We start from the raw sequence: 23,237 nt of genomic DNA, 5'->3' as shown, positions 1-23,237 counted from the left end.
GTCCTCGGGTAACGGGCGATCAGCGCAATCGGCCCAGCAGCGGTTGGGGCTGGGCCGCCGATTTGGCCAGCAGCAGTTGCGCGGTGCCGATGGTGCGCTCGATAAAGCCGCCCTCGCAATAGCACAGGTAGAACTCCCACAGCCGATAGAAGCAGTCGTCGTAGCCGAGCTGTTCGAGTTTGTGCCGGGCCTGGCGCAGGTTGTCATGCCAGAGGCGCAGGGTGCGCGCGTAGTGCAGGCCGAAATCCTCCATATGGTGCAGGTTCATATCGGTTTTGTCGGTGACTATTTCCAGCATCTTCTGCACCGAGGGCAGGGCACCGCCGGGAAAGATATAGCGCTGGATAAAGTCGACGCTGTTTTTCGCCTGTTCATAACGCTGGTCGCGGATGGTGATGGCTTGCAGCAGCATCAGGCCATCGGGCTTGAGCAGCTTGGCGCACTGCTCGAAATAGTTACTCAGAAAACGATGGCCGACGGCCTCGATCATTTCGATCGACACCAGCTTGTCGTATTGGCCGGTGAGGTCGCGGTAGTCCTCCAGCAGCAGGGTGATCTGACCTTGCAGGCCCAGCTCGGCAATGCGCTTTTCGGTATAGGCGAACTGCTCGCGGGACAGGGTGGTGGTGGTGACCCGGCAGCCATGGTGGCTGGCGGCATAGATCGCCATGCTGCCCCAGCCGGTGCCGATTTCCAGCAGATGGTCGCTGGGTTTCAGGGCGAGCTTCTGGCAGATGCGTTCGAGCTTGTGCAGCTGCGCCTGTTCCAGGCTGTCGTCCGGGCCCTGGAACATGGCCGCCGAATACATCATGGTCGGATCGAGGAACTGCTCGAACAGCTCGTTACCCAGGTCGTAGTGGGCGGCGATGTTCTTGCGCGAACCCTTGCGGGTATTGCGGTTGAGCCAGTGCAACCCCTGTATCAGAGGGCGGCCGAGGCGAGCCAGGCCGCCCTCCATGGCATCCAGCACCTGCAGATTGCTGACGAATACACGGATTACCGCGGTCAGGTCCGGGGTGCTCCAGTAACCGTGGATATAGGCCTCGCCGGCACCGATCGAGCCGTTGCCGGCCACCAGGCCCCAGGTCGCCGGGTCGAGCACCTGGATCTCGGCGCTGAGGCTGGAGTGGGCGTCGCCGAACTGCAGGCGTTCGTCGCCTTCGATAATCACCAGTTGGCCATGGCGCAACTGCTTGAGCTGGCGCAGCACCGCGCGGCGCAACAGGCCGGCACCGATGCCGCTGCCAGTACGCACAACATTTTTAGCGGAGGTCAGGCTAGAGCTTTTCATGGTGCACTTCCTTCACGACAGGGCGGGCGACGCGGAACTCACCGTCGGCGGCCCGGTGGCTGAACAGGGGGATGCGTTTGAGCAGCAGGCGCAGGGCCTGCCAGTAGATGGCGGCGAGGGTCTTGCCGGTCATCCAGGGGAAACTCAGCAGGTAGCGGTGCAGGCTGGCGCGGGTAAGCGGGGTGCGTTGCAGGCTGAGGCTGGCGTCGAAGACTTTCTCCTCGCCGTTCCAGTCGGCCATATGCAGGCCCAGGCGTTCGCCAACCGGGCTGAAGCTCATGCGATATTCCAGCTCGCGCGGCAGAAAGGGCGAAACGTGAAACGCCTTGGCCACGGCGACGTGCTGATGGCCCGTGCCTGCGGCCGGCAACACGTAGTGATAGCGCTCGCGCCAGGGGGTGTTGCTGACCTCACAGAGAATCGCCGCCAGCTGGCCATCGGCCTCATGGCAATAGAAGAAACTCGCCGGGTTGAAGGCCAGGCCCCAGCTGCGCGGCTGGGTCAGCAGGCAGATATGCCCCAGCGGCGTACGGCCCAGCGCTTCAGTGACGCGCTGGCGCACGGCATCGATGAGCCTTATGCCGGCCCCGGTGAACTGCGGCAGGTAATCGCTTTCGCGGAACGAGAAGGGGGCAAAGCGCCCGCGCCCGGCCAGGGGCGACAGCGCCAGCAGCGCGTCCTGCTCGCTCAGGTCGAGATAGAGCAGGCCCATGCGATAGCGGAAGTTGTGCCGGCGCGGGGCAAAGCGCCGGTGCTGCACCCAGCCGCTGTAGAGGGCGCTGTTCATCACAGTGCCTCGCCGAATTCACGGGCCACGCGCAGCGCGCTGACCACGCCGTCTTCGTGGAAGCCGTTGGCCCAGTAGGCACCGCAGAAGTAGCTGTGGTGGGCACCGAGCAGTTCCTCCCAGCGCGCCTGCGCGGCCATGCCGGCCAGGCTGTATTGCGGGTGGGCGTAGGTGTAGCGGGCGAGGATCTTGCTCGGGTCGATGGCGGCGGTCTGGTTCAGGCTGACGCAGAAGGTGGTGGCGCTCTGGATGCCCTGGAGGATATTCATGTCGTAGGTGACGGCGGCAGATTGGCTGGCCGGGCCGCCCAGGCGATAGTTCCAGCTGGCCCAGGCCAGTGGCCGTTGCGGCAGCAGGCGGGTGTCGGTGTGCAGCACCACATCGTTATCGGCATAGGGCAGCGCGCCGAGGATTTCCTGCTCGACTCGCGTGGGTGCGGCCAGCAGGGCCAGGGCCTGGTCGCTGTGGCAGGCGAAGATCACCTTGTCGAAGCGCTCGGCTCCGGCGGCGCTATGGACGGTGACGCCGTCGCCATCACGCTCGACCCGGCTAACCGCGCAGTTGAGGCGGATATGCTGCTTGAAGGACTCGGTCAGCGGCGCGATATAGCTGCTGGAGCCGCCCTCGACCACGCACCACTGCGGCCGATTACTGACCGACAGCAGGCCGTGGTTCTTGAAGAAGCGCACGAAGAATTGCAGGGGAAAACCGAGCATGTCGTTAAGCGACATCGACCAGATCGCCGCGCCCATGGGCACGATGTAGTGCTGGATAAAGCGCTCGCTGTAGCCATTGGCCTTGAGGTAGTCACCCAGGGTCATGGTGCTGGCAATGCGTTGCAGGTTGAGGTCGTTCAGCGCCTCGCGGTTGAAGCGCAGGATGTCGCGGACCATGCCGATAAATTTCGGTGAGAGCAGGTTACGGCGCTGGGCAAACAGGGTATTGAGGCTATGCCCGTTGTACTCCACGCCGCTGACCGGGTCGCTGACCGAGAAGCTCATCTCGGTGGCCTTGAAGCCGACGCCGAGCTTGCCCAGCAGGCGGATAAAGTTGGGGTAGGTCCAGTCGTTGAACACGATAAAACCGGTGTCCACGGCATAACGCTGGCCATCGACCTGCACATCCACGGTGTGGGTGTGCCCGCCAATCCAGTCGCCGGCCTCGAATACGCGGATGGCGTGGCTGCGGTTGAGCAGGTAGGCGCTGGTCAAACCGGCGATACCACTGCCGATAATGGCGATCTTCATGAGTTGTCCTTGGTCGTGGCTTCGCTGCGGGCCATGCGGGTGCCGATGGCCACCTGCAAGCGCTTGGGTAGATGGCCGAGCAGCTTGAGCATGGCGATAAAGGGGCCGGGGAAGTTGATCTCGAACGGCTGCCGGTGCAGCCGTTCGGCGATATGCCGAGCGGCTTTTTCCACCGGCCAGCGCATGGGCATGGGGAAATCATTTTTTTGCGTCAGCGGGGTGTCGACAAAGCCCGGGCTGACCAGGGTCACGGCGATACCCTCGGCGCGCAGGTCGATGCGCAGGGTTTCCATGAGGTAGCGCATGGCGGCCTTGGAGGCACCGTAGGCTTCGGCGCGCGGGAGCGGCAGGTAGGTCACCGAACTGCCGACACCAACCAGATGTGCACGGTTGCCCAGGCGCAGCAGGGGCAGGGCGGCCTCGATGCAATAACTGGCAGTAAGCAGGTTGGCGCGCATCACCCGCTCGATCATCGCCGCCTCGAAGGCGCTGACCTCGACATACTCGCAAGTGCCGGCGTTGAGAATGGCGCAATCCAGTGCGCCCCAGACCTGGCCGATATGCTCGCCAATGCCACGTACCTGCTCGGCATTGCCGAGGTCGCCGGCGACCACCAGCACTTGTTCAGGAAAGCGCTTGGCCAGGACCTGCAAGGGCTCGATGCTGCGGGCGCTGAGTGCCAGGCGGTGACCCTGTTCGAGCAGTTGTTCGGCCAGGGCTGCGCCGATGCCACTGCTGGCACCGGTGAGCCAGATACGCCGTGCGTTCGCGTTCATGCCAGCCTCCGTTTCAGCCAGCGAATTGCCGAGCCGAGCAAGGGCAGGTGCTCGTAGAGCAGGCTGCCGGCGTCGAAATAGTCGCGGTGGCGATAGACCTTGCTGTGCCACAACAGGTGCGAGCAGCCTTCCACGCGGATCAGCTGGCCGCCGGCCAGGCGCGGGTGGCGGTAGCTCATGGTCCAGCGCAGGTAGCCTTCGCCGTCGCGCACCTGGTCGAAACCGTAGAAGTCGAAGCGCAGTTCGCTGACGTTGGCGTACAGTTCGGCGAAATAGCGCCGCATATTGGCCAGGCCGCGCACCTCGTGGAGTGGGTCGCAGAACAGCGCGTCATCGCTGTAGAGCTGGTCCAGGTGTTCGAGGTTGTCCTTGTTCAACCCGGCAAAGCGCTGGGCGAACTGGCGCAGGAAGTCGCTCATCGTGCCTCCTCGCCGGCCAGGTGCGGCAGGCGCTTGAAGGCCGCCAGGGCACGCGCGCGGCTGGCGCTCAGGTCGACCATGGGCCGCGGGTAGTCCGCGCCGCCAAACAGCCCGCCGCCACTGGGCAGCGCGGCGCTCGGCTGGTGGATATGTTTCTTGCTCAAGCCCTCGAGTTCGGGCAGCCAGTGGCGGATAAAACGTCCGTCCGGGTCGAACCGCTCGGACTGGCTGAGCGGGTTGAAAATACGGAAATAGGGGACCGAATCGGTGCCGGTGGAGGCGCTCCATTGCCAGCCGCCATTGTTCGCCGCCAGGTCGCCGTCGATCAGGTGGCGCATAAAGAAGCGCTCGCCCTCGCGCCAGTCGATCAGCAGGTTCTTGGTCAGGAACATCGCCACGACCATGCGCAGGCGGTTGTGCATCCAGCCGGTGGCGAGCAGCTGGCGCATGGCCGCATCGATAAGCGGGAAACCGGTGCGGCCTTGCTGCCAGGCTTTCAGCTCCTGCGGGGCGTTGCGCCAGGCCACGGCCTCGGTTTCAGCGCGGAAGGCGCGGTGCATGGACACGCGCGGGTAGCCGACCAGGATGTGCTTGTAGAACTCGCGCCAGAGCAGCTCGTTGATCCAGGTGATCACCCCGAGATTGCCGCTGTCGAACTCGCCCTGGTTGGCTTGCAGCGCCGCATGCAGGCACTGGCGCGGCGAGATCACCCCGGCGGTCAGGTAGGCGGACAGCTGGCTGGTACCGGCCTGGGCGGGGAAGTCGCGGGCGCTTTGATAGAAGTCGATCTGCTGCGCGGCGAAATCATCCAGACGCCGCTGCGCTTCGCTTTCACCGGCGGGCCAAAGCCGACGCAGGGCGGCTGATGGCGGGGTGAAGCCAGTAACCTGATCGGGTATGGCATCCGCTTGGATCGCGAGCGGGGACTGCGCTTTAGGCGTGGCGATCAGCGCTGGCAGGGCGGTATGCAGACGCTGATAGCAGACCTTGCGGAACTGGCTGTAGACCTGAAAATAGCCCCCGGACTTGGTCAGCACGCTGCCGGGTTTGAACAACAGCTGATCCAGATGGCTGCGCAAATGCACCCCCAGGCCATCCAGCGCCTCGGCCACGGCCTGATCGCGACGGCTTTCATGCACGCCGTACTCTTCGTTGACCTGCACCGTGCCGACCTGCAGCTGCTGGCACAGCTCGCCGATCACCTGTGGCGCGGCGCTCCAGTTATCGGCCGTGCGCACCAGTAGCGGCACCTTGAGTTTGCCCAGCTCGCTGGCCAGCTCCTTGAGGTTGCGCAGCCAGAAGTCGACCTTGCTCGGCGCGTCATCGTGGGCCAGCCACTGGCCGGGGCTGAGCAGGTACAGCGCCACGGTCGGGCCGCTGCTCATGGCGGCGGTCAGGGCGCTGTTGTCCTGCACCCGCAGGTCGGTACGAAACCAGATCAATTGCAGCATGGTATGTCCCATCAGCTGTTCAGCAGGTTCAAGTCGGCAAGGCTTTGCAGCGCGGCCAGCGGATCGGCGGCCAGGCTCAGGTCGGGGTTCTGCGCGGCCAGGCTGCACAGTTCCTGTCGGTGGATCTGCACCGCCTGGCCGATGATCAGGCAGGGGCAGTCATAGCCGGCCAGCAAGCGTTGCAAGTGGGTGGTATTGAGCGCCTGGCTGGAATACAGCAGCACCGCGCGGGGCTGGATATGTTCCACCGCCAGGGCCAGTTCGGCCGGCGGCAGCGGCCAGTCGAAGACGTCCACCGGGCAGTTGGCGCTGCTCGCCAGCCAGGCGGTCAGCCACAGGCCGGGGGCCATGGGCAGGTCAGAGACATTGATCAGCAGCAGCGGCGCGCCGTGGTACTGGCGATTGTTGTGGTACAGGCGCGCTCCGAGCTTGCTGCGCAGCCAGGAGTAGAAGAACACCCGTTCGGCCTGGGCCCCGAACTGGTTGCGCCAGCGCAGTTCCAGTTCTTCCAGCAGCGGCATCAGCAGTTGCTGGCACAAAGTGCGCGGCGGGTAGAGCGCCAGTTCGCGGTTGAAGCAGTCGTCCAGGCGGCGCTCGCTCAGGTTGCAGATGCTCTCCTGCAGGTGCTGGCGCTTCTCTTCCCAGAGCGAGCCGGCCTCACTGAAAACCGGCTGGCCGCTGCGCAGCAGCCCCTTGACCTGGCTGACCGAAACCCCGCGGCCGAGCCAGGTGAGGATCGCCTGGATGCGTGCCACATGGTCGGCGGAATACAGGCGGTGACCCTTGGGCGTGCGGTGCGGCACGATCAGGCCGTAGCGGCGTTCCCAGGCGCGCAGGGTGACGGCGTTGACCCCGGTAATGCGCGCCACTTCGCGGATCGGCACATAGCCCTGGGCCAGGGCGGCTTGGTAGTCGTCGCCGCCGGGGGCAGGGCTGTCGGTGAGCTCGTCCATGGTCAGAGGGCGTTGCGCAGGCTGAGGTTTTCCGGGTGCGGCTGCAGGTACACCTGCTGCGCGATGTAGCGGTCGGGATGACGGCGCAAGTGATGCTTGAGCAAGGTCATGGGCACCACCAGCGGGACTATGCCCTGGCGGTACTGGCCGATCAGCTGCTGCATTTCCTGTTTTTCTGCACTGCTCAGCGAGCGCTTGAGGTAGCCGCTGAGGTGCTGCAGCACGTTGCTGTGGGTGCGGCGGGTGGCGCAGCTTTTCAGCGCCGCCATGAGCTCGCTGAAGTAACGCGGGGCCAGCGCGGAGAGGTCATGTTGGCCGAGGTCGCCGAGCATGCGCCCCAGGCTCCTGTACTGCTGCGGATGGGTGGCCATCAGCAGGTACTTGTAGCGCGAGTGGAAGTCGATCAGGCGCTTGCGGCTCAGGCCTTCGCGCAGCAGCTGTTGCCACTCGGAGTAGGCGAACACGCGGGTGATGAAGTTCTCGCGCAGGATCGGGTCGTTGAGGCGGCCGTCTTCCTCCACCGGCAGGTCGGGGTGCCGGGCGCAGAAGGCCTGGGCGAAGATGCCGCGACCCTGGGGTTCGCTGGGGCGGCCGTTGTCCTGATAGACCTTGACCCGGTGCAGGCCGCAGGACGGCGACTGCTGCATAAAGATATAGCCGCAGATATCGCCCAGTTCGCCGGCCATGCGCTCGCCATAGGCGGCCAGGGGGGCGGTGACATCCGTCTCGCGGTTGACCGTGCCCACCGCGCGGGGGGCCTGCGGATCGCCGACCAGGCGGATAGGTTCGCGAGGGGTACCCAGGCCAATTGCCACTTCGGGGCACAACGGGGTGAACTCGAAGTATTCGGCAAGGGTGCGGCTGCACAGGCGCGATTCCTTATGACCGCCGTTGTAGCGCACTTCGGCTCCGAGCAGGCAGGCACTGATGGCGAGCCTGGGCTTGGTGGCGGTGATCTGGGGCGTGTTCATGGCGCGACCTCTGATGGTGTCTTGTACAAGATGCAATTCGTGTACAACTTGTGTTCATCATAGGGCGGCTATTGTACAGGTCAAGTATTTTGTACAGCTTGTGTAGAGATGTTGGCTGAATGGCACGGCGAAACACCCGGCACGTCTTGGGGGCACGGTTGGTTGGCGGTGGTGGGCGAGGGCTTTACGCGGCCGGGGTTGGGCGCTGGGAGGAGGGGGTTACTGCCAGCCCATCAGCCAATGCTGGGCATTTTCCAGGGTCTGCCAGTCCAGGCGTTGGCTGCGCTGGCTGAGTACGGCCTGTAATTCGACCTGCAGCACAGTGCCGTCCTCGTCGCAGAACAGCTCGGTGACCAGGAAGTGTTTTTCACGGTTCAGTGGCCGTGCTGCCGTCCATTTCGACAGCAGCAGCTTGCGCGGATTAAGCCGGTGTCTGGCTGACGCAGTGCGGGTCTGATCCTTCATTGCAGGTGTGCGAGCAAGCGGCGGGCGGCTTCCTGACCGCTGAGCCAGGCCCCTTCGACGCGGCCCGACAGGCACCAGTCGCCGCAGGCATACAGGCCCAGGTCGGCATCGGACAGGGCCCCCCACTGCAGCGCCGTGGCCGGGCGGGCATACAGCCAGCGATGGGCCATGCTGAAGACCGGTGCCGGCACGGCGCAGCCGATCAACTCGGCAAAGGCCCCGTGCAGTTGTTCGATCACCTCTTCCTTGGCCATATCCAGATGCTGTTTGGTCCACTGGCTGCTGGCATGCAGGACCCAGGTGTCCTGGGCGGTATCGCGCCCGGGCTTGCTGCGGTTGCGGGCCAGCCAGTCGAGCGGGTTGTCGCGCACAAAGCAACCTTCGACCTTGGTCTCCAGCGGGCTGTCGAAGGCCAGTGCCACGGCCCAGGTCGGGTCCATGGTGACGCTGGCTGCGGCCCCGGCCAGCTTCGGTGCGCTGGACAGCAGGGTCGTGGCTTGCGGTGCGGGCGCGGCAACCACCACATGGCTGAAGGGGCCGTGGCTATTGCCTTCGGCATCCTGCAGGTGCCAGTGCTGTTCGCCGCGAAACACTTCGGTGATGCGGCAGGAGAACTGCACCGGCAAGGCCCCGAGCATGGCGCGGGTGATGGCGCTCATGCGTGGGGTGCCGACCCAGCGTATCTGCTCATCCGGCGAGGCGCTGAGTTGGCCGTTGTCGAAGTGGTAGAGGCTGGGGGTCCACTCGCTGACCCAGCCGCGGGTCTGCCACTGTTGCACCACCTCGACGAAGCGGCGGTCGCGGGCCGTGAAGTATTGAGCACCCAGGTCCAGCGCGCCGACGTCGCTGCGCTTGCTGGCCATACGGCCGCCGCTGCCGCGGCTCTTGTCGAACAGTTGCACCGCATGTCCGGCGGCGTGCAGGGCCTGGGCTGCGGACAGCCCGGCGATGCCGGTGCCGATGATGGCGATGGGGTTGATGGCTGTCATGGCTTACCTCTTGCTCAAGGCCATTTAGGCTACGATTTATACAGAAGCTATACAATATGGTTTTTATGTATAGGATGTGTGGCTGCAATCGTACCTACCTATAGTTAAGACAACTGGCCGCCGGAATAAAGGCACGACGGTCAGAAATCTTCATATTGCGCATACTCACTGTCAGGCCATGCGAGGACGATGCCATGCACATACTTCTAACCGGCGGTACTGGACTAATCGGGCGCGCGCTGTGCCGGCACTGGGCGCGACAGGGCCATCAATTGACGGTGTGGAGCCGCACCCCGTTACAGGTCGAGGTCTTGTGCGGGACCGGGGTGCGTGGAATCGGTCGCCTCGAGGAACTGGCCGAGGAGCCGCTGGATGCCGTGGTCAACCTGGCGGGGGCACCGATTGCCGACCGGCCCTGGACGCGCAAGCGCAAGACGCTGCTGTGGGCCAGCCGCATCACCCTGACCGAACAGTTGCTGGCCTGGCTGGCCAGCCGCGGGCAGAAGCCCAAGGTGTTGTTGTCCGGTTCGGCGGTGGGCTGGTATGGCGACGGCGGCGAGCGTGAGCTGGATGAGGACTCGACCCAGGTCACCGACGATTTTGCCGCGCAACTGTGCGGGGCCTGGGAGGAAACCGCATTGCGCGCCGAAGACCTGGGCATCCGTGTGGTGCTGCTGCGCACCGGTCTGGTGCTGGCGCGCGACGGTGGTTTTCTCAAGCGCCTGTTGCCGCCGTTCAAGCTGGGGCTGGGTGGCCGTCTGGGCAGCGGTCGGCAGTGGATGTCGTGGATTCATATCAGCGATCAAATCGCCCTGATTGATTTTCTCCTGCAGCAGGAGCAGGCCCGTGGTCCTTATAATGCCTGCGCGCCGACGCCTGTACGCAACCGCGAGTTCAGCCAGGCCCTGGGCCGCGAAGTGCACCGCCCGGCCTTTATGCCGGCTCCGGCCTTCGTCCTGCGCCTGGCCCTGGGCGAGTTGTCCGAACTGCTGCTCGGTGGTCAGCGCGCCTTGCCGACGCGCCTGCAGGCCGAAGGTTTCAGTTTTCGTTTTACTCATTTGGATGTGGCGCTGGCGGACCTGCTGGGCCAACCTGACTAGGATTGCGCATGACCGATAACGCATTGCTGCTGGTAAACCTGGGATCGCCAGCCTCCACCGACGTCGCCGATGTGCGCAGCTACCTCAATCAGTTTCTGATGGACCCCTATGTCGTCGATCTGCCCTGGCCGCTGCGGCGCTTGCTGGTGTCGCTGATCCTGATCAAGCGCCCGGCCGCCTCGGCCCATGCCTACGCCTCGATCTGGTGGGAGGAGGGCTCGCCCCTGGTGGTGTTGAGCAAGCGCCTGCAGCAGGCGATGCAGGCCACGTGGACCCAGGGGCCGGTGGAGCTGGCCATGCGCTACGGCGAGCCGTCGCTCGAGGCGGTGCTCCAGCGTCTGGCGGCGCAAGGCATCAAACAGGTGACCCTGGCACCGCTCTATCCGCAGTTTGCCGACAGCACCACCACCACGGTGATCGAGGAGGCGCGGCGGGTGGTGCGCGAGCACAAGCTGCCGATCCACTTTTCGATTCTGCCGCCCTTCTATGAGCAACCCGAGTACCTCGAGGCCCTGGCCGATAGCGCCAGGCCCTATCTGCAACAGGACTTCGATCACCTGCTGCTGAGTTTCCACGGCCTGCCGGAACGCCACCTGCGCAAGCTCGATCCGCGCAAGCATTGCCTCAAGGGGCCGGACTGCTGCATGAGCGCTCCGCCCGAGGTGCTGGCCAGCTGTTACCGCGCCCAGTGCATGCGCAGCGCCCACGCCTTTGCCCAGCGCATGGGCTTGCGTGCGGAGCAGTGGTCGGTGTCCTTCCAGTCGCGCCTGGGGCGGGACAAGTGGATTGAGCCCTACACCGAAACGCGCCTCGACGAACTGGCCAGGCAGGGGGTGAAGAAGCTGCTGGTGATGTGCCCGGCCTTTGTCGCCGACTGTATCGAAACCCTGGAGGAAATCGGCGACCGTGGCCGCGAACAGTTTATCGAGGCCGGTGGCGAAAGCCTGCAGCTGGTGCCCTGCCTGAACGACCACCCGAGCTGGGTGGCGGCGCTGAAGAGCCTGAGCGAGCGGGCACCGCAAATGCTCTAGCAGTCCGCTGAAAGCTACCTGCGTTGGCAATACTGCGTTAAAAAGCGGCCTCAAATGCTCATTTACAACACGTAAATTCCGCTTTTCGGCGCTTTGACCAGCCAAAGGCTGTTACTAACGTAGCGCCTTGTCTTGCCTGCCTCGCCTACGCTTTTAACGGACCGCTAACCGAATATGAGGTGGATGCATTAGCTCGAAAGGATGCATTGCATTCGCCTGACTGATAACACCTACGGGCGATACTCATCGCCCTGTATATCGACCTAAGCTGGCAGCTCTTTCAACCGTCGTGCAGCGCACCTGCGCCGCCGAGGAGACTGCCAGTGCCCCACAACAATAACGGCTATCCCTCCAGTACCCGCGCCTGGGCCACTGTCGCCATTCTGATGGTGGCCTATGTGCTGTCCTTTATCGACCGGCAGATTCTCAACCTGCTGGTGGGGCCTATCCGCCGCGATCTGATGATCAGCGACACCCAGATGAGCCTGCTGATGGGCCTGTCCTTCGCCCTGTTCTATACCGTCTGTGGCATCCCCCTGGGGCGGCTGGCCGACACCAAGAGCCGTCGCGGTCTTATCGCCATCGGCGTGCTGTTCTGGAGTGCGGCCACCGCCGCCTGCGGCCTGGCCAAGCTGTACTGGCAGTTTCTGATCTGCCGCATCGGCGTCGGCGTGGGCGAGGCGGCGCTGTCGCCGGCGGCCTATTCGCTGATCGCCGACAGCTTTCCCGCCGAGCGCCGCGCCACGGCGATCAGCGTGTATTCCATGGGCGTCTACCTGGGCTCTGGCCTGGCCTTTCTGCTCGGCGGCCTGGTTATCCAGTTCGCCTCGGCCCAGGGCGATGTGCTGTTGCCGGTGCTGGGAGAAGTGCGGCCCTGGCAGTTGATCTTCCTGCTCCTCGGCGCGGCCGGGGTGCTGTTCACCCTGTTGATGCTGGCGGTCAAGGAGCCAGCCCGGCGCGGCGTCGGTGCTGGCGTGGCGGTACCGCTGGCCGATGTCGGTCGCTATATCCGCGCCAACAAGCGCACCGTGCTCTGCCATAACTTCGGCTTCGCCGGCCTGGCCTTTGCCGGCTATGGCAGTGCGGCCTGGATCCCCACCTTCTTTATCCGCACCTACGGCTGGGACGCCGGTCAGGTGGGCATCGTCTATGGCAGCATTGTCGCGGTGTTCGGCTGCCTGGGCATCGTCTTCGGCGGTCGCCTGGCCGACTGGATGGCCAGGCGTGGCAGCAGCGACGCCAATATGCGCGTCGGCCTGTACGCGGCCATCGGTGCGGTGCCTTGTGTGCTGGCCTTTCCGCTGATGGAAACGGCGCTGTGGGCGGCGATTCTGACCGCGCCGGCGGTGTTTTTCCTGAGCATGCCGTTCGGTGTGGCCCCGGCGGCGATCCAGGAGATCATGCCCAACTCGATGCGCGGCCAGGCTTCGGCCATCTACCTGTTCGTGATCACCCTGATCGGCCTGGGCATCGGTCCTACCGCGGTGGCGCTGGTCACTGACTATGGCTTCGGCGACGACATGGCGCTGCGCTACTCGCTGCTGATCGTCACCAGCATCGCCGTATTCAGCTCCATTGTGCTGCTGAGCATGAGCCTCAAGCCTTATCGGGAAAGCGTGGTGCGCCTGCAGCAATGGGCAGCCGAGCCGGCCTGAGGACCGGCCCAGGCCGTAGGGTGCGCGGTGCGCACCAGGGGCTATGCAGGTATCAGGCCTGCTCTTCGCTAAGCGCCTTGCTGCGCCAGCCCTTGCCGCCGGGTAGCAGCAGGTTGAGCGCGATGGCGATGATGCCGCACAGCGAGATGCCTTTCAGGCTGACATCGCCTGCACCTATGACCATGCCGCCGATGCCGAACACCAGGGTGACCGCGACGATGACCAGGTTGCGCGCCTCGGACAGGTCGACCTGGTGGCGGATCAGGGTGTTCAGGCCGACCACCGCGATGGAGCCGAACAGCAGGCAGAGAATGCCGCCCATCACCGGCACCGGGATGCTCTGCAGCGCCGCGCCGAACTTGCCGATAAAGGCCAGGGTCATGGCGATCACCGCCGCCCAGAGCATTACCTTGGGGTTGAAGTTCTTGGTCAGCATCACCGCCCCGGTGACTTCCGAGTAGGTGGTGTTGGGTGGCCCGCCGAGCAGGCCGGCGGCCGAGGTGGCCAGGCCGTCGCCGAGCAGGGTGCGGTGCAGGCCGGGTTGTTTCAGGTAGTTCTTGCCGGTCACGGTGCCGATCGCCAGCACGTCACCGATATGCTCGATGGCCGGTGCAATGGCCACCGGCAGGATAAACAGGATGGCCCCCCAGTGCAGCTCGGGGGCGACGAAGTTCGGCACGGCCAGCCAGGGCGCGGCGGCCACCGGGCTGAAGTCGACCACGCCGAACAGCCAGGCCAGCAGATAGCCCACGGCGATGCCGCAGAGAATCGGGATCAGGCGGAAGATGCCGCGGCCGACCACCGCGACGATCAGGGTGGTGAGCAGCGCCGGCAGGGAAATCATCAGGGCGATGTCATAGGGCACCAGTTGCGCGCTGGCGTCACCGGCCTTGCCCATGGCCATATTGGCCGCCACTGGGGCCAGGCCCAGGCCGATGGCCATGATCACCGGGCCGATCACCACCGGTGGCAGCAGGCGGTCGATAAAACCGGTGCCCTTGAGCTTCACCGCGCCGGCCAGGAGCATATAGGCGACGCCGGCGGCGACCAGGCCGCCGAGGGTGGCGGGCAGGCCGAAGTCGGCCTTGGCGGCGAGGATGGGGGCGATAAAGGCGAAGCTGGAGGCGAGAAACACCGGCACCTGGTTCTTGGTCACCAGTTGAAAGATCAGGGTGCCGAGCCCCGCGGTAAACAGCGCCACGTTGGGGTCCATGCCGGTGATCAGCGGCATCAGCACCAGCGCGCCGAAGGCCACGAAGAGCATCTGCGAGCCGGCCAGGGCCTGACGCCAGGCGGCGTCCTGCATAGGAGCGGACATGTTCAGGCGTCCTTCTGCTTGGTGCCGAAGATCTTGTCGCCGGCATCGCCCAGGCCGGGAATGATATAGCCGTGTTCATTCAGGCACTGGTCGATGGAGGCGGTGAAGATCATCACGTCCGGGTGGGCGTCGTTGACCACCTTGATGCCTTCGGGGGCGGCGACCAGGACCATGGCGCGGATCTCCTTGCAGCCGGCCTTCTTCAGCAGGTCGATGGTGGCGACCATGGAACCGCCGGTGGCCAGCATGGGATCGATGATCATCGCCAGGCGCTCGTCGATTTCCGGCACCAGCTTTTCCAGGTAGGTGTGCGCCTGCAGCGTTTGCTCGTTGCGCGCCACGCCCACGGCGCTGACCTTGGCCCCGGGAATCAGGCTGAGCACGCCGTCGAGCATGCCGATGCCGGCGCGCAGGATCGGCACCACGGTGATCTTCTTGCCGGAGATTTTCTCCACCTGCACGGTGCCGCACCAGCCTTCGATTTCGCAGTTTTCCAGGGGCAGGTCCTTGGTCGCCTCGTAGGTCAGCAGTGCACCGACTTCCTGGGCCAGCTCGCGGAAATTCTTCGTGCTGATATCGGCGCGGCGCATCAGGCCGAGCTTGTGGCGGATCAGCGGGTGGCGGATCTCGAGGATGGGCATGGCGGGGTCTCCGGCAGGACGGGTAGAAAACTGGTCTAGATTAAAGCATTGGCGATTCCAATTGCTGCCTCGGGCCCGGGTGAAAGCGGCAATTAGCGTCTAAATTTCGCCTGTTGCCGACAATTTGCCCAGTTTGTCAGCCGGCCCTTGCTCTGCTTGCCGCAGATGGGTAACTTTGCCGGTTTTTATTTTGACGCATCGATCAGCTTTCTGCTGTTTGTCGTCCCGCTCCCAAGAGGAAACAGCATGTCCGTCGATCTCGCGCATATCCGCCAAGTCATGGCCGAAGCCGATTGCCTGTACAGCAATGCCGAGGTCGAGGTGGCCATCGACACCATGGCGGCGGCCATCAACAGCGAGATGGCGGAGAGCAATCCCGTGGTGTTCTGCGTGATGAACGGCGGGCTGATCTTCTCCGGCAAGCTGCTGCCCAAACTCAACTTCCCGCTGGAATTGTCCTACCTGCACGCCACTCGCTATCGCAATGAAACCAGCGGCGGCGAGCTGTTCTGGAAGGCCAAGCCGGAAATCTCCTTTATCGACCGCGACGTGCTGATCATCGACGACATCCTCGATGAGGGGCACACCCTCGGTGCCATCATCGATTTCTGCCGACATGCCGGTGCCAAGAACGTGCGCATCGCCGTGCTGGTAGACAAAACCCATGACCGTAAGGCACGCCCCGACCTCAAGGCTGATTACGTCGGCATGCCCTGCGTTGATCGCTATGTGTTTGGCTACGGCATGGATTACAAAGGCTACTGGCGCAACGCGCCGGGGATCTACGCGGTTAAAGGTCTGTAAGCAGCGCTGCTGTAGGGTGGAAAACCGCGAAGCGTTCTCCACCATCAAGGTCCATGGTGGATAAGCTGCGCGTTATCCACCCTCCGTTGCTGATCCCTCATCGGCCTTGGGCGTCAGCCAGCGCAGGGCCTTTTCCCGGGCCTGGGCCAGATCGCGCACGTAGGCCAGATGGCCTTCGACGCGCTGGATGCCGGCGCGCCGCAGCTGCAAGCGCACATGGGGGACCGGGCCGCTCAATACCAGGCCGACGCCCTGGGCGCGGTAATCGCGCAGCACATTGTCCAGCGCCGCCAGGGCGGTCATATCCAGCAGCGGTACGGCGCTGATATCGACGATCACCACCTTCACCCCGGGGGTAAAGCGGCGTAGCACGCTCAGGGCCTTTTCCGCCGCGCCGAAAAACAGCGGGCCGCGAATGGCGTACACCAGCACATGCTCCGGTAGGTCGTGCAGCGCCTGGTGAAAGTTCCGGGGCAGGCTCTCGGTGTCGGTGAGGTCGCTCATGCGCTTGATAAACAGCCCCGCCGCCAGCAGCAGGCCGACCCCCACCGCCAGGACCATATCGAACAGCACGGTCAGGGTCAGGCAGGTCAGCAGCACCAGCACGTCGCTGCGCGGGGCGATGCGCAGGGTGTGCTGCACATGCCGCACCTCGCTCATGTTCCAGGCCACCATCAGCAGCAGGGCAGCCAGGGCGGCCATCGGCAGGTAGCTGAACAACGGCGCGAGAAACAGGATGGCGACCAGCACCACTCCCGAATGGATAATCGCCGCCAGCGGCGAAAAGGCCCCGGCGCGTACATTGGCGGCGCTGCGGGCAATCGCGGCGGTGGCAGTGATGCCGCCAAACAAGGGCGCGAGCAGATTGCCCAGGCCCTGGCCGATCAGCTCGCCATTGGGGTCATGCTTGCTACCGGTCATGCCATCGGCGACCACCGCGCACAGCAGTGACTCGATGGCCCCGAGCATGGCGATGGCAAAGGCCGGTGCGAGCAGCTGGCGGAACAGTTCGAAGCTGATTGCCAGAGGCTGCCCGTCGGGGCCGGGCAGCAGCCAGGGCCAGGTGAAAGTCGGTAGAAAAGGCGGGATGCCCGGGTACTCGACACCCTCTAGGTTGTAGCTGAAACGCTCGCCGATGGTCGCCACTGGAATCTGCAGGCTTTCCAGCAGCAGGCCGAGCAGGGCACCCAGCGCCAGCGCCGCCAGATGTCCCGGCACCCTGGGTACCCAGCGCGGCCAGATCAGCAGGACTGCCAGGGACGCCAGGGCCACCAGGCTATCGCCCAGTTGCAGGCTGGGCAGGGCCTGCCACAGCCCTTGCAACTGCTCGATATAGTGGCTCGGCTGGCCGGCCAGGCTCAGGCCGAGCAGGTCCTTGAACTGCAGGGTGGCGATCACGATGCCGATCCCGGCGGTAAAGCCCAGGGTCACCGGGTAGGGGATAAATTCGATCAGGCGACCGGCGCGCATCAGGCCCAGGGCAATCAGAATCAGCCCGGCCATCAGGGTGCACAGCAGCAGGCCGCCGACGCCGAATTGCTGGGTGATCGGCAGCAGTATCACCACAAAGGCCGCGGTCGGGCCGCTGACATTGAAGCGCGAGCCGCCAAACAGGGCGATCAGGCTGCCGGCCACCAGCACCGTATACAGCCCGTGTTGCGGCGGCACGCCCACGGCAATCGCCAGGGCCATGGCCAGGGGGATGGCGATGATGCCGACGGTGAGGCCGGCCCCGAGGTCGCCGCGCAGGGCGCGCCAGGAGTAACCGGCACGCAGGGTTTGACGCCAGGCAGCGAACAGCGGCGGTAAGGGCAGCGACATGATGACTCCCAGATGGTTGGGCGCAGTATAGGGCCGGGACGCTGCGTGCAGGCTTGACCTAAGTCGGCTATCCCGGGCCCTGTGCCCATGCTAAAAAGTCCGGCTGGCTGGCGATGCGTTGAGCCCTGGCCCGCGCCGGAGGTAAACTGCCGGCCCCCGAGGCCCGGTATGTTGGAGTTGATGATGCGCAAAGACAAGAAACAGGTGATTGGCGAAGAAATCGGTGACGAGCCGATCAAGCTGTTCCTCAGCGTGGAGCCGGCCGATGCCACGCCGCCCTCGCTGCACAAACTGGTCAAGGCCTACCGCGGCCTGCGCATCGACGACTTCGCGCGCTTTGTCGACTTCTTCGTCGCCGCCGGCTACGACCTGAACGCCAAGGATGCCCAGGGCAACGACTTTATCGCCCTGATCCAGGACCAGCGTTTTGCCGAGCCCTATATTGAAGTGATCAAAGCCGCCCGCGGCTGAGAACCTGCCCAACGTCTGCTGCGCGTCGGCCCTGCTGCGTTAAAAGCAGGTTCGGCAAGCCGCTTGCGGCTAACGCGCTTTAGCGCGACCCGAAGGGCGAGTGCAGCGAGTAGTGCTCATTTACAGCCGTAAAGTCGCCCGCGACTCCGACCGTTCCTCACCTGCTTTGACCAGCCAGAGGCTGTTACTAACGTAGCGCCTTGCATGGCTCTAGCTCGCGAGACGTTGAACAGGTTCTGCATCTTCCCCTATTGAGCCGCGCCTTCATCGCGGCACAATCCTCTCTAAAACCCGCTCAACTTCTTGCGGCTAATCACCCAGATCAATAGTGCTGGGCGAGCGAGACGACCGGTCATATTCTGCCCGGCATGAACTCAAGCATCCGACTCGACAAGCGTGACCTGATCCTCGCCAAAGGTGCCGAGGTGATGACCCGGCGTGGTTATCACGGTGCCGGCGTGCAGGAGATCGTGCAGGCGGCGGGAGTGCCCAAGGGCTCCTTCTACCACTACTTCGCCAGCAAGGAAGACTTCGCCCTGCAGGCCCTGCAGCAGGTCTACCAGCCGCGCCTGGCGCGTTATGCCGAAGCCCTGGCCAATCCGACCCTGAGTCCGCGCGAGCGCATCCTCGGTTATTACGCCGAGCTGGTGGAGCACTTCGCCCGCCAGGAACGCCTGGAATACCACTGCTTTATCGGCAGCCTGAGTTTCGAGATGGCCGAGCTGTCGCCGACCCTGGGCGCGCAGGTCGATGCGATCCTGCAGCGTTCGGCGGACATCCTCCAGGATTGCCTGGAGCAGGCCCAGGCTGCCGCTGAGCTGCCCGTCGATGAGGATTGCCGCAACCTGGCGAGCTTTATTGCCAATGCCTGGCAGGGCGCGCTGACCCGCCTCAAAGTGTCGAACAATACCCGCGTGCTGGAAGACTTTATCCAACGCCTGCAACGGCTGTTGCAGGCCTGACTTTTCAAAAACACCGCTAACGAGACGACCGGTCGCCTGGCCGACCAGAGGAATGATGATGACCGATCCAGTTAAAGCCCTGTTCCAACCCTTCAGCCTGGGCACATTGGAGCTGCCAACCCGTGTGGTCATGGCCCCCATGACCCGCTCCTTCTCCCCAGGCGGGGTACCCAATAGCAAGGTCATCGAGTACTACCGCCGCCGCGCCGCCGCCGGTGTCGGCCTGATCGTCAGCGAAGGCACCACGGTCGGTCACAAGGCCGCCAACGGCTACCCGAACGTGCCGCGCTTCTACGGCGAGGATGCCCTGGCCGGTTGGCAGAAAGTGGTCGAGGCGGTGCACGCCGAAGGCGGCAAGATCGTGCCGCAGCTGTGGCACGTGGGCAACGTGCGCAAGCTCGGCACCGAGCCGGACGCCAGCGTGCCGGGCTACGGTCCGAGTGAGAAGGTCAAGGAAGGCAATGTCGTGGTCCACGGCATGACCCTGGACGATATTAAAGAAGTCATCGCCGCCTTCGCCCAGGCCGCCAAGGATGCCCAGCGCATCGGTATGGACGGCGTGGAGATCCACGGTGCCCACGGCTATCTGGTCGACCAGTTCTTCTGGGCCGGCAGCAACCAGCGCAGCGACGAATACGGCGGCGATCTGGCCCAGCGTTCGCGCTTCGCTATCGAGCTGATCCAGGCCGTACGCGCTGCGGTGGGCCCGGATTTCCCGATCATTTTCCGCTTCTCGCAGTGGAAGCAGCAGGACTACAGCGCCCGCCTGGTGGAGACTCCGCAAGCGCTGGGAGCCTTCCTCAAGCCGCTGTCTGATGCCGGTGTGGATATCTTCCACTGCTCGACCCGGCGTTTCTGGGAGCCGGAATTCGAAGGATCGGACCTCAACCTGGCCGGCTGGACCCGCAAGCTCACCGGCAAGCCGACCATCACCGTCGGCAGCGTCGGCCTGGATGGCGAGTTCCTGCAGTTTATGGTCAAGACCGACAAGGTGGCCGAGCCGGCCAGCCTGGAAAACCTGCTGGAGCGCCTGAACAACCAGGAGTTCGACCTGGTGGCCGTGGGCCGCGCGTTGCTGGTCGACCCGGACTGGGCGGTGAAGGTGCGCGATGGCCGCGAGCAGGACATCCTGCCGTTTAGTCGCGAGGCGCTGACCAGCCTGGTCTGATTTCCCGCTTTATCGTACGCGCCGCAAAACGGCGCGTTACCTCTCGAGCCCCGGCACATCGGGGCTTTTTTTCGTCTGCACAATCACCGCGGCTGGGTGGCGTAACGGCCGGGGAGTTTCCCCCGAGCCGCCGGCTGTGGCTGCTTATATGCAAACGAAGTAAAAAGTTCCCCTGTCATCAAATATTTATATATCGGCAACTGCGCTGAAATATCCCGTCGCCAAGATTCCCTCCAGCACGAACGAGCCCCAGCGCTCGGGTGTTTTCAACACTAAAAGACCATTTAGAGGAATCTTCGATGATCCGTAAGCACAGCTTTCGTGGAGTATTGGCCGGTTTCGCAGCCAGCGCCCTGGCTCTGGCCGTTTCCGCCCAGGCTTTCGCCGGCACCGTCACCACCGACGGTACCGATCTCGTGATCAAGACCAAGGGCGGCCTTGAAGTGGCCACCACCGACAAAGAATTCAGCTTCAAACTGGGCGGCAAGCTGCAGTGGGATGCCACCAACTTCGACGGCCTGATGGCCGGTCGTCAGGACGATCCGTTCGACGACACCTTCAACACCTTTATCCGTCGTGGTGAAATCGGTCTGGAAGGCGTGGCATACAAGGACTGGGGCTGGGGCGTGCGGCTGTCCTATGACGGCTACGAAGATGGCACCGATGTCGACCGTGCCTATATCACCTATACCGGCCTGGGCTTTGCCGATGTCACCGTTGGCCGCTTCGGGGTGGATTACGGTCTGGAAAACACCACCAGCTCATCCTGGATCACCGCCATCGAACGTCCGTTCATGTACGACTTCCTCAATGGCGACGAAGATGCGGTGTTCGGCGTCAACGTCATGCACACCGGCGACAACTATGGCCTGATGGCCCAGGTGGCCAACTACGACCAGTATGAGTCCGATGGCAACGACGAGCTGTTCGGCTACACCCTGCGTGCCAACTGGGCTCCTTACCTGAACGGCACCGATGTGATCCACCTGGGTGCCAACTACCACAGCAGCAACCCGGACGATAACACCGCCAACGTGCGCACTCGCATGGGCATCCGCAGCGATGACGATGCGCGCATCGCCTTCGGCAGCACTGCCGATGCCAGCAAGGACGTTGAATGGGTACTGGAAGCCGGTGCCCAGTTCGGTTCCTTCCGCGCCGCGGCCGAGTACTTCCAGCGCCAGGTCTCCGGCGAGAATGCTGGCGGTCTTGATGCCGACGTGGATGCCAGCGGTTACTACGGCCAGGTTTCCTACATGATCGGCGGCGCACGTGGCTACAAGGCCGGTGCCGGCAAGTGGGACAAACCGACCGACATGAAGGGTACTTTCGAAGTGTTCGCTCGCTATGAGAGCAGCACCATCGACGCCGATCCGGGTGCCATCCCGGCGCAGATGATGAGCGGTGTCGTCGGCGTGGTCGCCGATGACCTGAGCGACGAGTTCACCGCCAATGCCATGGTGGTCGGTGTGAACTACTTCGCCACTCCGGCTATCCGCATGAGCCTGAACTACGTCGACTACGAAGTCGACAACCTCGACACCAACTCGCAGGTCGGTGGCGAAAACGTGCAGGACGATGGCAAGGCCATCATCGGTCGCCTGCAGTACGTGTTCTAAGCAACACCGCTTAATCGCTGCTCCTTACTTTCAGCCCCGCCTTGTGCGGGGCTTTTTTTCGTCGCGATTTATCTGCCGCCTGGCCTGCGGGTCGCTCTGCGCGCGTTCGCCGCTGGCGTCATGCGGGGTGTCTGGCGCTATAGTGCAGCCTTGCCCGACTAGCCGAGCTGCCGATGTTGCCGACCCGCCTGAACTCCATCCATGAGATTGCCGCCAGCCAGTGGGACGGCCTGTTGAGCGCGGCGCAGCCCTTCTTGCGCCACGCCTTTCTCGCGACCCTGGAGGACAGCGCCAGCGTCGGCGGGCGGAGCGGCTGGCAGCCCGCCCCTGTGGTGATGACCGGCGAGGCGGGCCAGGTACTGGCCGCCATGCCGGCCTATGTGAAAAGCCACTCCTATGGCGAATACGTGTTCGACCATGGCTGGGCCGATGCCTGTCACCGGGCCGGTATCGACTATTACCCCAAGCTGCTCGGGGCCATTCCCTTCTCCCCGGTCACCGGTCAGCGCTTGCTCGGCGAGCCGCTGGCCGCCGGCCGGTTGCTCGATGAGCTAAGTGCCGGCCTGGCAGCGCAGGGCTTGTCGAGCCTGCATATCAACTTCACCAGCCCGGTCGATGATGCCCTGCTGCAGGGCCGCGCCGGCTGGTTGCAACGCCTCGGCTGCCAATATCACTGGCACAACCGCGATTACCGGGATTTCCAGGACTTTCTCGACGCCCTCAGTTCGCGCAAGCGCAAGCAGCTGCGCAAGGAGCGCGAACAGGTGGCGGGGCAGGGCATCGACTTCGACTGGCGCGAAGGCCATCAGCTCAGTGAGACCGAGTGGGATTTCGTTTACCTGTGCTACGCCAACACCTACCGCGTGCGCGGCCAGTCGCCCTATCTGACGCGCGCCTTCTTCAGCCTGCTGGCCGAGCGCATGCCCGAGATGATCCGTGTGGTGCTGGCCCGTCAGGGCAGCAGGCCGGTAGCCATGGCCTTCAGCCTGATCGGTGGCGACAGCCTGTATGGCCGCTACTGGGGTTGCCTGGCGGAATTCGACCGGCTGCACTTCGAGACCTGTTTCTACCAGGGCATGGACTATGCGATTGCCCAGGGGCTGCAACGTTTCGACGCCGGTGCCCAGGGCGAGCACAAGCTGATCCGCGGCTTCGAGCCGGTGATCACCCGCTCCTGGCACTACCTCTGCCACCCCGGCTTGCGCGCGGCGGTGGCGGATTTTCTCCAGGATGAATGCCTGGGCGTGCAGGGCTACGCCGAGGGCGCGCGCGGTTTGTTGCCATATCGCCAGGGCTAA

Annotated in this window: 22 protein-coding genes; 9 read left to right on the top strand and 13 right to left on the bottom strand. The window is 64.2% G+C overall.

What is annotated here, in order from left to right:
* Window positions 1-19: 19 nt before the first annotated feature.
* From AACY13_RS14615 to AACY13_RS14570, 10 genes are all read right to left on the bottom strand, one after another.
* Window positions 20-1,291 carry a cyclopropane-fatty-acyl-phospholipid synthase family protein gene (locus tag AACY13_RS14615; RefSeq protein ID WP_339462299.1) on the bottom strand — a complete coding sequence of 424 codons (1,272 nt, stop codon included), beginning with the start codon at window positions 1,289-1,291 and terminating at the stop codon, window positions 20-22.
* The gene (locus AACY13_RS14610; RefSeq protein WP_339462298.1) at window positions 1,278-2,078 is read right to left on the bottom strand and encodes a DUF1365 domain-containing protein; all 801 of its coding nucleotides are present in this window, start codon (window positions 2,076-2,078) and stop codon (window positions 1,278-1,280) included. Before AACY13_RS14610 ends, AACY13_RS14615 begins: the two co-directional genes overlap by 14 nt.
* Window positions 2,078-3,325 carry an NAD(P)/FAD-dependent oxidoreductase gene (locus tag AACY13_RS14605; RefSeq protein WP_339462297.1) on the bottom strand — a complete coding sequence of 416 codons (1,248 nt, stop codon included), beginning with the start codon at window positions 3,323-3,325 and terminating at the stop codon, window positions 2,078-2,080. The genes AACY13_RS14610 and AACY13_RS14605 overlap by 1 nt, the downstream gene beginning before the upstream one ends.
* The gene (locus AACY13_RS14600; protein WP_339462296.1) at window positions 3,322-4,101 is read right to left on the bottom strand and encodes an SDR family NAD(P)-dependent oxidoreductase; all 780 of its coding nucleotides are present in this window, start codon (window positions 4,099-4,101) and stop codon (window positions 3,322-3,324) included. The genes AACY13_RS14605 and AACY13_RS14600 overlap by 4 nt, the downstream gene beginning before the upstream one ends.
* Complete coding sequence (locus AACY13_RS14595; RefSeq protein ID WP_339462295.1) at window positions 4,098-4,520, bottom strand: nuclear transport factor 2 family protein; 423 nt, start codon at window positions 4,518-4,520, stop codon at window positions 4,098-4,100. The genes AACY13_RS14600 and AACY13_RS14595 overlap by 4 nt, the downstream gene beginning before the upstream one ends.
* Window positions 4,517-5,968: a deoxyribodipyrimidine photo-lyase gene (gene phrB / locus AACY13_RS14590; RefSeq protein ID WP_339462354.1), complete on the bottom strand. Its 1,452-nt coding sequence runs from the start codon at window positions 5,966-5,968 to the stop codon at window positions 4,517-4,519. The genes AACY13_RS14595 and phrB overlap by 4 nt, the downstream gene beginning before the upstream one ends.
* Before the next feature lie 14 nt (window positions 5,969-5,982).
* On the bottom strand, window positions 5,983-6,924 hold the full coding sequence (locus tag AACY13_RS14585) for a MerR family transcriptional regulator (protein WP_339462294.1): 942 nt from the start codon (window positions 6,922-6,924) through the stop codon (window positions 5,983-5,985).
* Window positions 6,925-6,926: 2 nt separating this feature from the next.
* Entirely contained in the window at window positions 6,927-7,895 is a 969-nt protein-coding gene (locus tag AACY13_RS14580; RefSeq protein WP_339462293.1) for a YbgA family protein, read from the bottom strand.
* 219 nt (window positions 7,896-8,114) lie between these two features.
* Window positions 8,115-8,360: a TIGR02450 family Trp-rich protein gene (locus AACY13_RS14575; protein WP_339462292.1), complete on the bottom strand. Its 246-nt coding sequence runs from the start codon at window positions 8,358-8,360 to the stop codon at window positions 8,115-8,117.
* Window positions 8,357-9,349, bottom strand: a complete 993-nt coding sequence (locus AACY13_RS14570; protein WP_339462291.1) for an NAD(P)/FAD-dependent oxidoreductase — start codon at window positions 9,347-9,349, stop codon at window positions 8,357-8,359. Before AACY13_RS14570 ends, AACY13_RS14575 begins: the two co-directional genes overlap by 4 nt.
* 194 nt (window positions 9,350-9,543) lie before the next feature.
* Here AACY13_RS14570 and AACY13_RS14565 point away from each other — a divergent pair, with 194 nt between their 5' ends.
* The 3 genes from AACY13_RS14565 (at window position 9,544) to AACY13_RS14555 (ending at window position 13,135) form a co-directional block, all read left to right on the top strand.
* Window positions 9,544-10,449: a TIGR01777 family oxidoreductase gene (locus AACY13_RS14565; protein ID WP_339462290.1), complete on the top strand. Its 906-nt coding sequence runs from the start codon at window positions 9,544-9,546 to the stop codon at window positions 10,447-10,449.
* An 8-nt stretch (window positions 10,450-10,457) separates the two neighbouring features.
* Window positions 10,458-11,480: a ferrochelatase gene (gene hemH / locus AACY13_RS14560; RefSeq protein ID WP_339462289.1), complete on the top strand. Its 1,023-nt coding sequence runs from the start codon at window positions 10,458-10,460 to the stop codon at window positions 11,478-11,480.
* 323 nt (window positions 11,481-11,803) lie between these two features.
* Window positions 11,804-13,135, top strand: coding sequence for a spinster family MFS transporter (locus tag AACY13_RS14555; protein WP_339462288.1), 1,332 nt, complete (start codon window positions 11,804-11,806; stop codon window positions 13,133-13,135).
* A 52-nt stretch (window positions 13,136-13,187) separates the two neighbouring features.
* On the opposite strand, the gene AACY13_RS14550 is transcribed toward AACY13_RS14555, so the two are convergent.
* Window positions 13,188-14,453: a uracil-xanthine permease family protein gene (locus tag AACY13_RS14550; RefSeq protein WP_339462287.1), complete on the bottom strand. Its 1,266-nt coding sequence runs from the start codon at window positions 14,451-14,453 to the stop codon at window positions 13,188-13,190.
* Window positions 14,454-14,455: 2 nt separating this feature from the next.
* Window positions 14,456-15,094 carry a uracil phosphoribosyltransferase gene (upp, locus tag AACY13_RS14545; protein WP_339462286.1) on the bottom strand — a complete coding sequence of 213 codons (639 nt, stop codon included), beginning with the start codon at window positions 15,092-15,094 and terminating at the stop codon, window positions 14,456-14,458.
* A 246-nt stretch (window positions 15,095-15,340) separates the two neighbouring features.
* On the opposite strand from upp, the gene AACY13_RS14540 reads away from it, so the two are divergent.
* On the top strand, window positions 15,341-15,898 hold the full coding sequence (locus AACY13_RS14540) for a hypoxanthine-guanine phosphoribosyltransferase (RefSeq protein WP_339462285.1): 558 nt from the start codon (window positions 15,341-15,343) through the stop codon (window positions 15,896-15,898).
* A 72-nt stretch (window positions 15,899-15,970) separates the two neighbouring features.
* On the opposite strand, the gene dauA is transcribed toward AACY13_RS14540, so the two are convergent.
* Complete coding sequence (gene dauA / locus AACY13_RS14535; protein WP_339462284.1) at window positions 15,971-17,719, bottom strand: C4-dicarboxylic acid transporter DauA; 1,749 nt, start codon at window positions 17,717-17,719, stop codon at window positions 15,971-15,973.
* 183 nt (window positions 17,720-17,902) lie between these two features.
* Between dauA and AACY13_RS14530 the strand changes: the two genes are divergently transcribed.
* From AACY13_RS14530 to AACY13_RS14510, 5 genes are all read left to right on the top strand, one after another.
* Window positions 17,903-18,190 (top strand): PA4642 family protein, encoded by a 288-nt coding sequence (locus AACY13_RS14530; RefSeq protein WP_339462283.1) that lies wholly within the window; start codon window positions 17,903-17,905, stop codon window positions 18,188-18,190.
* A 368-nt stretch (window positions 18,191-18,558) separates the two neighbouring features.
* The gene (locus AACY13_RS14525) at window positions 18,559-19,152 is read left to right on the top strand and encodes a TetR/AcrR family transcriptional regulator (RefSeq protein ID WP_339462282.1); all 594 of its coding nucleotides are present in this window, start codon (window positions 18,559-18,561) and stop codon (window positions 19,150-19,152) included.
* 58 nt (window positions 19,153-19,210) lie between these two features.
* Window positions 19,211-20,320 (top strand): NADH:flavin oxidoreductase, encoded by a 1,110-nt coding sequence (locus AACY13_RS14520; protein WP_339462281.1) that lies wholly within the window; start codon window positions 19,211-19,213, stop codon window positions 20,318-20,320.
* Window positions 20,321-20,619: 299 nt separating this feature from the next.
* Window positions 20,620-21,939, top strand: coding sequence for an OprO/OprP family phosphate-selective porin (locus tag AACY13_RS14515; protein ID WP_339462280.1), 1,320 nt, complete (start codon window positions 20,620-20,622; stop codon window positions 21,937-21,939).
* A 173-nt stretch (window positions 21,940-22,112) separates the two neighbouring features.
* A complete protein-coding gene (locus AACY13_RS14510) occupies window positions 22,113-23,237 on the top strand; it encodes a GNAT family N-acetyltransferase (RefSeq protein ID WP_339462279.1) in 1,125 nt (374 codons plus the stop codon).

The sequence above is a fragment of the Pseudomonas sp. EA_105y_Pfl2_R69 genome (assembly GCF_963970915.1).
Classification (GTDB): domain Bacteria; phylum Pseudomonadota; class Gammaproteobacteria; order Pseudomonadales; family Pseudomonadaceae; genus Aquipseudomonas.
This window is presented reverse-complemented; position numbering and strand designations above follow the sequence as displayed.

What these genes read in the sequence shown, in the direction of transcription:
- AACY13_RS14570 (WP_339462291.1), bottom strand. Translation starts at nt 9,349, where the DNA reads ATGACAGCCATCAACCCCATCGCCATCATCGGCACCGGCATCGCCGGG.
- dauA (WP_339462284.1), bottom strand. Translation starts at nt 17,719, where the DNA reads ATGTCGCTGCCCTTACCGCCGCTGTTCGCTGCCTGGCGTCAAACCCTG.
- AACY13_RS14585 (WP_339462294.1), bottom strand. Translation starts at nt 6,924, where the DNA reads ATGGACGAGCTCACCGACAGCCCTGCCCCCGGCGGCGACGACTACCAA.
- AACY13_RS14610 (WP_339462298.1), bottom strand. Translation starts at nt 2,078, where the DNA reads ATGAACAGCGCCCTCTACAGCGGCTGGGTGCAGCACCGGCGCTTTGCC.
- AACY13_RS14550 (WP_339462287.1), bottom strand. Translation starts at nt 14,453, where the DNA reads ATGTCCGCTCCTATGCAGGACGCCGCCTGGCGTCAGGCCCTGGCCGGC.
- AACY13_RS14525 (WP_339462282.1), top strand. Translation starts at nt 18,559, where the DNA reads ATGAACTCAAGCATCCGACTCGACAAGCGTGACCTGATCCTCGCCAAA.
- AACY13_RS14530 (WP_339462283.1), top strand. Translation starts at nt 17,903, where the DNA reads ATGCGCAAAGACAAGAAACAGGTGATTGGCGAAGAAATCGGTGACGAG.
- AACY13_RS14605 (WP_339462297.1), bottom strand. Translation starts at nt 3,325, where the DNA reads ATGAAGATCGCCATTATCGGCAGTGGTATCGCCGGTTTGACCAGCGCC.
- AACY13_RS14520 (WP_339462281.1), top strand. Translation starts at nt 19,211, where the DNA reads ATGACCGATCCAGTTAAAGCCCTGTTCCAACCCTTCAGCCTGGGCACA.
- AACY13_RS14595 (WP_339462295.1), bottom strand. Translation starts at nt 4,520, where the DNA reads ATGAGCGACTTCCTGCGCCAGTTCGCCCAGCGCTTTGCCGGGTTGAAC.
- AACY13_RS14510 (WP_339462279.1), top strand. Translation starts at nt 22,113, where the DNA reads ATGTTGCCGACCCGCCTGAACTCCATCCATGAGATTGCCGCCAGCCAG.
- AACY13_RS14515 (WP_339462280.1), top strand. Translation starts at nt 20,620, where the DNA reads ATGATCCGTAAGCACAGCTTTCGTGGAGTATTGGCCGGTTTCGCAGCC.
- AACY13_RS14565 (WP_339462290.1), top strand. Translation starts at nt 9,544, where the DNA reads ATGCACATACTTCTAACCGGCGGTACTGGACTAATCGGGCGCGCGCTG.
- AACY13_RS14580 (WP_339462293.1), bottom strand. Translation starts at nt 7,895, where the DNA reads ATGAACACGCCCCAGATCACCGCCACCAAGCCCAGGCTCGCCATCAGT.
- AACY13_RS14575 (WP_339462292.1), bottom strand. Translation starts at nt 8,360, where the DNA reads ATGAAGGATCAGACCCGCACTGCGTCAGCCAGACACCGGCTTAATCCG.
- upp (WP_339462286.1), bottom strand. Translation starts at nt 15,094, where the DNA reads ATGCCCATCCTCGAGATCCGCCACCCGCTGATCCGCCACAAGCTCGGC.
- AACY13_RS14615 (WP_339462299.1), bottom strand. Translation starts at nt 1,291, where the DNA reads ATGAAAAGCTCTAGCCTGACCTCCGCTAAAAATGTTGTGCGTACTGGC.
- hemH (WP_339462289.1), top strand. Translation starts at nt 10,458, where the DNA reads ATGACCGATAACGCATTGCTGCTGGTAAACCTGGGATCGCCAGCCTCC.
- AACY13_RS14540 (WP_339462285.1), top strand. Translation starts at nt 15,341, where the DNA reads ATGTCCGTCGATCTCGCGCATATCCGCCAAGTCATGGCCGAAGCCGAT.
- AACY13_RS14600 (WP_339462296.1), bottom strand. Translation starts at nt 4,101, where the DNA reads ATGAACGCGAACGCACGGCGTATCTGGCTCACCGGTGCCAGCAGTGGC.